Genomic DNA, 10,746 nt, shown 5'->3' with positions numbered 1-10,746 from the left:
CCCCACGAAGGCAGATACGCGGCCCTCGCAGCTAAACCCCGGCAGCTGCCCGCATCTTGCGCTGTGAAGCCGGGGCCAACCCTTCCGCCTCCCGATACTTGGCTACCGTGCGGCGTGCCAACGTCAAGCCCTGGGCCTGCAAAAGATCGGTAATCTGCTGGTCCGACAAAGGCTTGGCAGGCGACTCTTCGCGAATCATCTGCACAATCTGGGCTCGTACCGAGGCGGCCGACATATCGGCTTTGCCGTCCGTACTGCTCAAGCCCACGGTAAAGAACTGCTTGAGTTCCATCACGCCATGCGGGGTTTGCATGTACTTTTGCCGCGTCGCACGTGAGATCGTGGACTCGTGCAAATCCAACTCTGCTGCCAGATCCGCCAATTGCATGGGTTTTAAGGCGGCAATGCCCTGGGTAAAGAAGTCCTGCTGCATTTGCACAATCGCTTGCGCCACCCGCAATATCGTCACAAAGCGGCTGTTCACACTGCGCAGCAGGCCAGTGGCCTTTTGCCGTTCCGCCAACAAGGCTGGGTGTGTCTCGATGTCATAGTCGTGCAGCTTGACCAATTGCAGCCGTGGCACAGCCAAGGGATTGAGGGCCGCTTGCCAGCGGTCCTTGCCCCGAACCAGCAACACATCGGGCACGACATAAGCCGAGACATTCTGCGTCCAGGCACGGCCCGGTTTGGGGTCCAGCCTCAAGACCAGATGATGGGCACGCTCAACCAGTTCAGCCGAATAACGGCCAGCGCAACGCTGTCGCAACTGGCTGGGAGAGGCCAGGACGCTGACATGCTCGCGCACCAGATAAAGGGCACACTCCAGCAAGGCGGGTTCGAGCTGTCTGGCCTGGTGCAGCAGTTGCAAGCTCAAACATTCAGACAGGTCCCGAGCGCCGACACCGGCGGGGTCCAGGGATTGCACGTGGGCCAGTGCGCAGCGCAAGTCACTGTCATCAATGCCCAGCTCGGCAGGCAGGCACGCCAGCACCTCGTCCAGTGACATCGGCAGGTAGCCGTTATCGTCCAGTTCTTCGATCAAGATTTGCGCCAAGGCCCGGTCACGGTCGCTCAAACGCAACAAGCCCAACTGCTCGACCAGGTAAGCCACCAGGTCCTGATCCATGGCCGACTCCGGCGTCCAGTCCGGGTCCTCCTTGTCGCCCAGATGCTTTGGAAACTCCAGGCTCGCCCACGAGGATTCCGCCTCACCCGAAACGGCTTCCGGCAATGGATCGGCGGCGACATCCGCCTGCACGTCCAAACGCTCCAGCAACGGATTCTCCAGCAAAGCCTGAGCCAATTCCTGCTCCAGCTCGGCACCCGATAGCTGCAACACTTTAATAGACTGTTGCAATTGCGGCGTCAAAACCAGCGTTTGCTGCTGGCGTAAATCTAGTGACTGACGCGTAAGCATAGGTACAATCGTTTCCATGAAAACTGACAACGCCCAGACACCCACCGCCAACGATAGTCAGGCTCTGCGCAACACACTGTTCAAACTGTGCGCCACGGCCACTATTATCTGCACCGTAGTCACTATCGTGGTCGCCATTATCTGGTGGGACCTGCTCAACCGTCTTATCAGCTTTGGGCGTGGTCTGGATTACTCCGGCCTGCAGGCCCTGAGCATTCAGAACCTGGCGCTGATCAAGCAATACAACCCGTTTTTCTGGTGGACGGTCGTGGGCGTCATAACCCTCATTATTGCCTATCTTTTGTATGGCTTCGTACAAGCGGTCATGCGACGCAACCAGCAACGCATTATTGACGAGGCTACGGTGGCCCAACTGGCCCGATCCCTCAGCCGCCCGGCTCGGGAAGTCATTTTATGGACCTGGCCCGACCAACGCAGCCCGTTGACTGTGGGTGATTTACAACGCGCCCATCGCGAACTGCGTGCCGGTCGCTTTGGCAAAATAGAACTGGCTCAGCAGCAAAGTCGCCTGCTTCAAGCCGACTACGAACGCCATGAACCGCAGGCGTAACGCTTGCCTTCCTGTTTTTTTTGTGTTTGACTTACGGTCATGACTTACGCACGCCCATCCTCCTACGCATGCCAAGGTTTCAGCCCCGCCGCTGAAGCAGCCTTGTCGCGTTCCGTGCGTGAAGGCCGCTTTTCGGCCCCTGTCTCCAGCCTATCCTGCCTGCTACTACTAGCGTCCGGTTGCCGGGCCTAGTGTCCCGTGGCAGTTCGGCAGCCAATACTCAGCCACATCTACGTCATTTGTGCCGCCACCGGCCTACGTAAATGCTGCAATCGCTGGTGACGGCAAGAAGTAATCCACACTTTTTGTCCGACAGGTATCCCCATGGCAATGCTGAAAAACCCCTCTCAAAAGTATCGTCCTTTTGTCGCCTTTGATCGCGACTTTGCTGAACGCACCTGGCCGTCCAAGCGCATTACCAAAGCGCCCATCTGGATGAGCACTGACCTGCGCGATGGCAATCAGTCCTTGATCGAACCCATGAATGTGGCTCGTAAACTGCGCTTTTTCGAGCAGCTCGTCAAAATCGGTTTCAAGGAAATCGAGGTCGGTTTCCCTTCCGCGTCGCAGACCGACTTCGATTTCGTTCGCAAGCTGATTGACGAGAACCGCATTCCCGACGACGTCACCATCATTGTGCTGACGCAGTCGCGTGAAGACCTGATCAAACGCACGGTCGAGGCGGCCGCAGGAGCCAAGCGCGCCATCATTCACCTGTACAACGCCTGCGCTCCTGCCTTTCGCAAGATTGTCTTTAACCTGAGTAAAGACGAGATCAAGGAAATTGCCTTGACCGGCACGCGTCTGGTCAAAAGCGAAGTGGCCAAGTACCCGCAAACCCAATGGGGCTACGAGTACTCGCCCGAAGTATTCAGCACCACCGAGCCCGAATTTGCCCTGGATGTGTGCAACGCCGTCGTCAAGACCTGGGGTCCGGCCAAGGACGAGCGCGTTATTTTGAACCTGCCCGCTACCATTGAGGCCACCACGCCCAATATGTACGCCGACCAGATCGAATGGATGCACAACAATCTGGAACAACGCGACAACGTCATCTTGAGCGTACACCCGCACAATGACCGTGGCACTGCCGTGGCAGCAGCTGAGCTGGCCGTAATGGCTGGCGCGGATCGTATTGAAGGCTGCCTGTTCGGTAGCGGTGAGCGTACCGGCAATGTCTGCCTGGTCACCTTGGCCCTGAACCTGTACACCCAGGGTGTGGACCCTGAGCTGGACTTCTCCGATATCGACGAAGTGCGCCGCACCGCCGAGTACTGCAACCAGTTGCCAGTCCATCCACGTCACCCTTACGCGGGTGATCTGGTCTTTACCGCGTTCTCCGGCTCCCACCAGGACGCCATCAAAAAGGGTCTGGCCCAGCAAAAATCCGACGAGCTCTGGGAAGTGCCTTACCTGCCCATCGACCCGGCCGATCTGGGCCGCAGCTACGATGCGGTGATCCGCGTCAACAGCCAGTCCGGCAAGGGAGGGGTGTCCTACCTGCTGGAACAGGAACACGGTCTGGTCTTGCCACGTCGCATGCAAATCGAATTTAGCCGCGCCATTCAGCGCGTGACCGACTCCACCGGCAAGGAAGTGACACCGGCCGACGTATACGGCATTTTCGAGTCTGAGTACCTGAACTGCAAAAAACACTACAAGCTGCTCAAGCACAACATCATCAGCCAGCCTCATGCCGACAGTGGCCAGCAGTTCACCATTGAGGTGGATGTTGAGCACGACGGCCAGGTACGCACCTTGAAAGGCTCGGGCGAAGGCGCGATCTCTGCCTTTGTGAATGCCTTGGACCTGGCGATCAAGATCATGGACTACAACGAGCACGCCATCGGCTCGGGCGCTGAGACCCGCGCCGCCACTTACGTGGAAATGCGTATCGGCGACAGCCCCTCGGGTTTCGGGGTCGGTATCCACGCCGATATCGTGACCTCGTCTTTCCTGGCAATCCTGAGCGCCGTCAACCGCCACACCAGCGCCCAGCAGGAAGCTGAAGCCACGACGGCCTAAATCGTCTTCATGTCGTCGCTGGAGGGGTGATCCCGCTCCAGCGCCCGCCCGGTCTATCCCGGCCGCGCCTGACCCGCTTTCGCAGCCCGGCTTATCGTCGCTCTGCCCGCAACCCGCCCACAAGGCGGGTTTTTCGTGGGCGACTCAAGAGGCCATCTCCATTCGCTCCTAAAAAATGTCTGCTATCAAGCCTTTTGCGGGATCATGCCGCGCCATGAAAAGTAGGACGGGGCAGGTTAGGCCAGATTTCGACCACCGTGTGCGCATGCTGCTTTTCCGGTTAGGTATCGCATAGGTGCTTCAGTGTGAGATCGAACACTCTCGGCAGTCGCCGCTTAATGGATGGAATAAACCACATCGCGGGGACCACAAATGGGTAAAGGGCTGGTCGCCCGCACAGATTGCCAACCGACTTCCGATTTTCAGGAGGATAAATCGGTGCGCATCTCTCACGAAACTATCTATCAAACCTTCTAGATTCAGGGACAAGGTGCCCTCAAGCGCGATGGTGGATTGCCTGCCCACTGGGTGGGCAGTACGCATGCCAAGAGCCAGAACGCAGTCTAAGGCGTGGGCGCATAGCTGCGAGAATGTGAGGATCGCATGCCGACCCGCAGAGGCAGAAGACCGCGCTTGGCCTCGACAAGTTCGGTAGCGCGTTTCTCCGAATTATCGGGCCTCACGGCCTTATCACGACTACAACCTAGCAAGGCGATGGGCCGACACGCCGATCCGGGCAACAACCTCTGCCACTGAATACCCCCAGGCAACGATTTGTCGAACGGCCTCCTTCTTGAATTCAAGGGGGAAAACACTGAGTACTCATGGACTACCCCTCATGCTCAAATCGTAAGCCTGACATGCCTGGGATTATCGGGGCAGTCCAGTCTGATCACACCCTTGTCCACTCAACCCTGTTAACGCCACTGCTGCCCTCCACATCATTGACGTTAAACCGCATCGTGCACAGTCGGATCGTGCGCCATTTGTATCATCCATACGTCGTATTAAATTATTTTAAGATTGAAGATATCCGTTCAACGGTAAGTGAATTACTCTGGTATCTTTGCTGCAGTCGGTCTAAGCCATACGAACTGAGATACATCGATTGTATGGTCCGTTTCCTCCATCCATTGGCACCCCATCAAGAGCGGCAACTGCGCCGAAATAACCAATGAGAGCGTATGAGCACTAAGTCTACCGACCAGAAACTCAGCCTTGTGGCACTGATTGCCATCGTTGTCAGTTCAATGATAGGAAGCGGTGTAGACAGCCTGCCGCAAAACATGGCGGAAACTTCAGCTCTCGGACCGGTGGTCATTGCCTGGCTCGTTAGCGGTTTTGGTATGTTTTTTATCGCCAAGACGTTTGTTGCGCTTTCTGATCTTCGGCCAGATCTCGAGTCTGGTGTTTACATGTATGCCAGAGAGGGTTTCGGTCCTCTCAGTGCCTTCGTCGTGGCATGGGGCTACTGGCTCATGACCATATTCAGCAACGTGGCGTTTGCTGTAATGGTGATGGATACGCTTAATTACTTTATCCCGGGCGACTTCACCGGTGGCAACAACATCACCTCTATCGTTGGCGCTTCCATCCTGATCTGGGGCTTTCATACCCTGGTGCTGTCCGGCACCAAAACGGCGGGGATGATTAATACCATCGGTACCTTTGTGAAGCTCATTCCGCTGGTAATTTTTGTCGGGGTAGTGAGCTACTTTCTCAACCACGCCCAGTTAACCGCCGATATCTGGGGCCACCATCCCGTGCCAGGCGCCAAGCCGCTTGGCTCCATTCTGTCGCAAACGCTTTCACCCATGTATGTGGCTCTGTGGTGCTTCATCGGCGTTGAAGGCGCCGTTGCATTATCGGCGCGGGCCCGGAACAAAAAGGACGTGGGGCGCGCCACGCTGGTCGGCTTCGTGTTGGGCCTGATCATCTGCATGATCGTGTCGGTGCTTCCCTTTGGCACCTTATCGCAACAAACCCTGAGCCAGATCCCCAACCCGTCCACCGCTGGCGTCATGAATCATCTCACCGGCGCTTGGGGAGAGTGGCTGATCAACATCGGGGTTCTTATTTCAATTCTCGTCAGTTGGCTGGCATGGACCATGATCTGCGCCGAGATTCCACAGGTGGCAGCCCGCAACGGCACCTTCCCCAAAGTGTTTGCCACTGAGAATAACAAGGGCTCCGCATCCATCGCCCTGTGGGTCAGTAGCGGGATTATGCAATCCGTAATGGTGATGGTGTATTTCTCACACCATGCCTGGCTCACGCTATTGGCCATCTCAGCCATCTGCGTGCTGCCCGCCTATTTCGCTTCGGCCGCCTATCTGATCAAGACCTGCATGAACGGCGAATTCAGCCGACGCCAGCCTGCGGGACGTGGGCTGGCGCTGTTCAGCAGCTTGGTGGGGGCTGGCTTTTGCCTGTTCATGCTGTACGCAAGCGATATTCGGTATGTCGCGATGACTCCGCTGCTGCTTACGCTAGGCCTTCCTTTGTTCTTTTGGGCACGTAACCAGGATCATCCCTCTCAGGTTGCGCTGGGTAAGGGCGAACGCGTTGCGCTAATGCTTCTACTAACTATCGATATCTTGGTCATTGCGCTCTATTTAATGGGGCATATCAAGCTGTAAAAGGTTTTCTCGTACTGACGTTCAAGCGTCAGTATCAAATGCCGGACGCACCGGCCAACCTAACCGTAGAGCTTTGAAATGAAATTTAATCACAATGCGCTAGTGGTGGTTTCCGATAGTTTGACCCCGGGTCTACCCGCCGCCCAGGCCCTCAAGGCCTTAGAGACGGCGGTCATCGAAAGAGGCTTTAACGTCCAGCTTGCCGCTAACCCCAAGGCCGGCCTTACCTACATTCAGCAGAGCCCGCATTACAGCTTCATCGCTCTTTTGTGGGATACCCGCAATCCCGCCATCGTTAGCGAGAGCCAGCAACTTATCCAGCAGATACGCGAACGCAACGACACGGTTCCCATTTTTTTGCTTTCGGAAGAGGAAACCGTCAACGGCATTCCTGTTTCCATACTGAGAGAAATTAACGAGTACGTTTATCTGTACTCTGAAACCGCCGAATTCACGGCGAACCGAGTGTACACGGCGGTTCATCGCTACGCTCAGAAGCTGCTCCCTCCTTATTTTGCTACTCTGAAGAACTTCACTGAGGACGGCGATTACTACTGGGATTGCCCGGGGCACATGGGCGGCATGGCTTATACCAAGCATCCGGTCGGCGTCGAGTTCATCAATTTCTTCGGTGAAAACATGATGCGGGCGGACATTGGGGTCGCCACAGCCGAAATGGGTGACTACCTGATCCACTCTGGGCCACCCAAGCAATCCGAAGAAATCGCCGCCGAGCTGTTTGGTGCCAAATGGACTTTCTACGGCGTGGCCGGCTCGTCGGGCTCGAACCGCGTGGTGGCGCAAGGCGCTATTGGTGCCAACGAGATTGCCGTGGTAGACCGCAACTGCCACAAGTCCCTCAATCATGGACTTACGCTCTCGCAAGCTCGGCCGGTTTACCTGACGCCCAGCCGTAACGGCTACGGTTTGATCGGCCCCATCCCGGCACAGCGTTTACAAAAAAACAGCATCCGCCAGCTCATCCAGTCGAGTGCCTTGACCGCCGGCGCGGTCAGTCCGGACCCCAGCTATGCGGTAGTCACCAATTGCACGTATGACGGCTTCATCTACAACGTCCATCAGGTAGTGGGCCAGCTTAGCGAAAGCGTGCCACGCATTCACTTCGATGAGGCTTGGTACGCCTACGCCAAGTTCCATCCGCTCTATCGCGGTCGGTTTGCCATGGATGTAGACGACGACATGCCCAACCGCCCCACGTTGTTCGCGGTGCATTCCACGCACAAGATGCTGCCGGCGCTTTCCATGGCCTCGATGATTCACGTCAAACCCAGCGAGCGTGCCCCGCTGGACTTTGACGACTTCAACGATTCGTTCATGATGCACGGCACGACGTCGCCGTTCTATCCCATCATTGCCTCCATCGACGTGGCCGTGGCGATGATGCAGGGCAGGGGCGGTTATTCACTGGTGCAGGAATCCATCGAAGAAGCCATCGCTTTCCGCCAAGCGGTTGTTAACGTCAAGCAAGAGCTCGCCGAAGAAGACGGTGAGTCATCGTGGTTCTTTGATGTGCTGCAGCCCACTGAAGTCAAAGATCCTGCCAGCGGCGAGGTTCACGCCTTTCATAAGGCACCGATCAAGCTGCTGAGCCAGACGCCTGAACTGTGGCGTCTCAATGCCGGCGACAACTGGCACGGCTTTGCTGCACAAGACATCGGCGAAGCGGACTGCATGCTCGACCCGGTGAAGGTAAGCATCACTTGCCCCGGCATCACGCCCGACGGCCAGCACCTGACCCACGGCATCCCGGGCAGTATCGTCAGCAAGTTCCTCGATGATCGCCGCATCGAAGTTGCCCGAACTGGCGATTACACCCTCCTCATTCTGTTCTCGGTGGGCACCACCAAGGGCAAATGGGGCACACTGATCGAGAGCCTGCTGGAGTTCAAGAAGCTCTACGACAAGGGTGCCAAGGCAACAGACGCCATCCCATCTCTGGCCCGCATGTCACCCAAGTATGCGTCGATGACACTCAAAGCGTTGTGCCAGCAGATGCACGACACCATGCAAGAGCTGAACCTGATGAAGCACAGCAGCGATGCTGTGAGTTCCATACCCGAACCTGTGCTCACACCCGCTGAGGCCTACCAAAAGGTGGTGCGCTATCAAACTGAACGCGTCAAAGTGGCTGATTTTGCCAATCGGATCGCCGCCAGCATGCTGGTGCCTTACCCCCCGGGCATTCCTGTTCTGATGCCGGGCGAGCGCCTGCCGGCCGACGACACCGGCATTACCGGCTACCTCGAAGCGCTGCAGGAATTCGACAAGCGCTTCCCCGGATTCGAGCATGAAATTCAGGGCGTCAGCATCGATCAGAACGGAGATTATTGGGTCCGAGCCATCGTCGAGGAAGACAGACAGCCTCATCCCACACCTAAGCACATTAACTTCAAGGCGCCCCGCGTTTCTTCAATCAAGAAGGGAAGGCAATAAATAAGGTGGCCGTCCGATGTTTGGGCGACATTTTCTTCTAAGGTGCGAGAAAAGACATGACTGATAAATCTCAAGTAAGTGCAAGTGCCGACGCTACGCCGAGCGCAGGCCCAGCTGGAGCAAAGCTTGGCATGCTGGCCCTTATCGCGATTGTGGTGGGCTCAATGTTGGGCGGCGGCGTTTACAGCTTGCCGCAGAACACGGCGGCCACATCGGCAGTGGGGCCTGTTGTCATTGCCTGGATCATCGCCGGCATTGGCGTTTACTTCATTGCCAACGCTTTTCGCATGCTGTCCGATTTGCGTCCAGACCTGCAGGCCGGGGTCTACATGTATGCCCAGGAGGGTTTCGGCTCTTTCATTGGCTTTAACGTGGCATGGGGCTATTGGTTGATGACGTGCTTTGGCAACGTAGCCTTTGCCGTCATTCTCATGGATGCGTTCGACCAGATATTTCCCGGCGTATTCACAAACGGCAATAACCTCAACTCGATTATTTGCGGCTCCATCTTGATATGGGGCTACAACTATCTCGTTCTCTCCGGCACCAAAGTGGCCGGCTTCATCAACACTCTAGGCACCATTGCCAAGCTCGTGCCCCTGGTGCTGTTCGTGTTCCTTTTGGGCTTCTTGATCGACTACTCCCAGTTGCTCAGCAATATCTGGGGCTCCTCGCCTCAAGTGCTCAGCGGTCCCGGAGACAAGGGCACCCCGGTTTCGCTGACAGCACAGATCATGGCACCCATGACCGTTACCCTGTGGGCATTTATTGGCGTAGAAGGTGCCGTGGTGCTCTCTGGCCGCGCCCGCAAAAGAAGCGACGTGGGGAAGGCCACCCTGCTGGGCTTCTTGATTGCCCTGATTATTTATATCTTGTTATCGGTCTTGCCCTTTGGCGCCATGACGCAGCCAGAGCTCGCTCAAGTGGCCAACCCGTCTACCTCCGGCGTGCTGGAACACGTCGTGGGCGCGCAATGGGGCAGTTGGTTGATGAATGTGGGGTTGATCATTTCAGTTCTGGCTGGATGGCTAGCATGGACCATGCTGTGCGCTGAAATTCCCATGGCAGCTGGGCAAAACGGTGCATTTCCCAAGGCGTTTTCCCGGACCAACAAGAACGACGCAGCCAGCATCTCGCTTTGGGTAAGCAGCGGCATCATGCAGGCGGCCATGCTGTTGGTGTATTTCTCCAACAATGCCTGGAACACGATGTACAACATCAGCGCCCTCATGGTGGTGCCTGCCTATATCACAACCACGCTTTACATAACCAAGCTGTGCCTGACTCACGAATACAAGAAGTATTCTTCAACAGGCATGACGCTTGCGCTCGTCAGCGGCGTGATGGGCGTACTTTTCTGCCTTTTCATCTTCTACGCCAGCTCACTGAACTACCTGGCACTCGTTCCGATCCTTCTGACTTGCGGTCTGCCCGTATTCATTTGGTCACGTAAGGAAAAGAACGACGGTAAGCCAATCTTTGAGAGGCTGGAAAAACTGTATGTCGCCATCTTGCTGATCGCCGATGTCGTGGTGCTGTGGTTGTTGTACGTAGGCAAGATCACCCTCTAACCTCGGTTGCCAAGCACGCCTAACTTGAGCAAGGCTCGGTCTTTTTGTGAAAATGCGACCTTTCGTGGA

The 10,746-nt window shown here is 56.4% G+C and carries 6 protein-coding genes and 1 pseudogene; 6 read left to right on the top strand and 1 reads right to left on the bottom strand.

Features of this window, described 5'->3' with window-relative positions; translation table 11 throughout:
• Nucleotides 1-31: 31 nt before the first annotated feature.
• The gene (rpoN, locus tag ACOZ42_RS00705) at nucleotides 32-1,417 is read right to left on the bottom strand and encodes an RNA polymerase factor sigma-54 (protein ID WP_131071154.1); all 1,386 of its coding nucleotides are present in this window, start codon (nucleotides 1,415-1,417) and stop codon (nucleotides 32-34) included.
• A 16-nt stretch (nucleotides 1,418-1,433) separates the two neighbouring features.
• Here rpoN and ACOZ42_RS00700 point away from each other — a divergent pair, with 16 nt between their 5' ends.
• The 6 genes and pseudogenes from ACOZ42_RS00700 (at nucleotide 1,434) to ACOZ42_RS00675 (ending at nucleotide 10,677) form a co-directional block, all read left to right on the top strand.
• Entirely contained in the window at nucleotides 1,434-1,988 is a 555-nt protein-coding gene (locus ACOZ42_RS00700) for a hypothetical protein (RefSeq protein WP_003800519.1), read from the top strand.
• A gap of 330 nt (nucleotides 1,989-2,318) precedes the next feature.
• Nucleotides 2,319-4,013, top strand: a complete 1,695-nt coding sequence (gene leuA, locus ACOZ42_RS00695; RefSeq protein ID WP_426345864.1) for a 2-isopropylmalate synthase — start codon at nucleotides 2,319-2,321, stop codon at nucleotides 4,011-4,013.
• 307 nt (nucleotides 4,014-4,320) lie between these two features.
• A pseudogene (locus tag ACOZ42_RS00690) lies at nucleotides 4,321-4,653 on the top strand (IS30 family transposase); the annotation flags it as partial.
• Between the two features lie 544 nt (nucleotides 4,654-5,197).
• Nucleotides 5,198-6,652: a basic amino acid/polyamine antiporter gene (locus ACOZ42_RS00685; RefSeq protein WP_415302045.1), complete on the top strand. Its 1,455-nt coding sequence runs from the start codon at nucleotides 5,198-5,200 to the stop codon at nucleotides 6,650-6,652.
• Between the two features lie 78 nt (nucleotides 6,653-6,730).
• Entirely contained in the window at nucleotides 6,731-9,106 is a 2,376-nt protein-coding gene (locus ACOZ42_RS00680) for an Orn/Lys/Arg decarboxylase N-terminal domain-containing protein (protein ID WP_426345427.1), read from the top strand.
• A 131-nt stretch (nucleotides 9,107-9,237) separates the two neighbouring features.
• Nucleotides 9,238-10,677: a basic amino acid/polyamine antiporter gene (locus tag ACOZ42_RS00675; RefSeq protein WP_003800528.1), complete on the top strand. Its 1,440-nt coding sequence runs from the start codon at nucleotides 9,238-9,240 to the stop codon at nucleotides 10,675-10,677.
• The last annotated feature ends 69 nt before the right edge of the window (nucleotides 10,678-10,746 follow it).

Origin of the sequence: Alcaligenes sp. HNGD-HTN06, assembly GCF_049932565.1 — a bacterium.
GTDB lineage: Bacteria > Pseudomonadota > Gammaproteobacteria > Burkholderiales > Burkholderiaceae_B > Alcaligenes > Alcaligenes ammonioxydans.
This window is presented reverse-complemented; position numbering and strand designations above follow the sequence as displayed.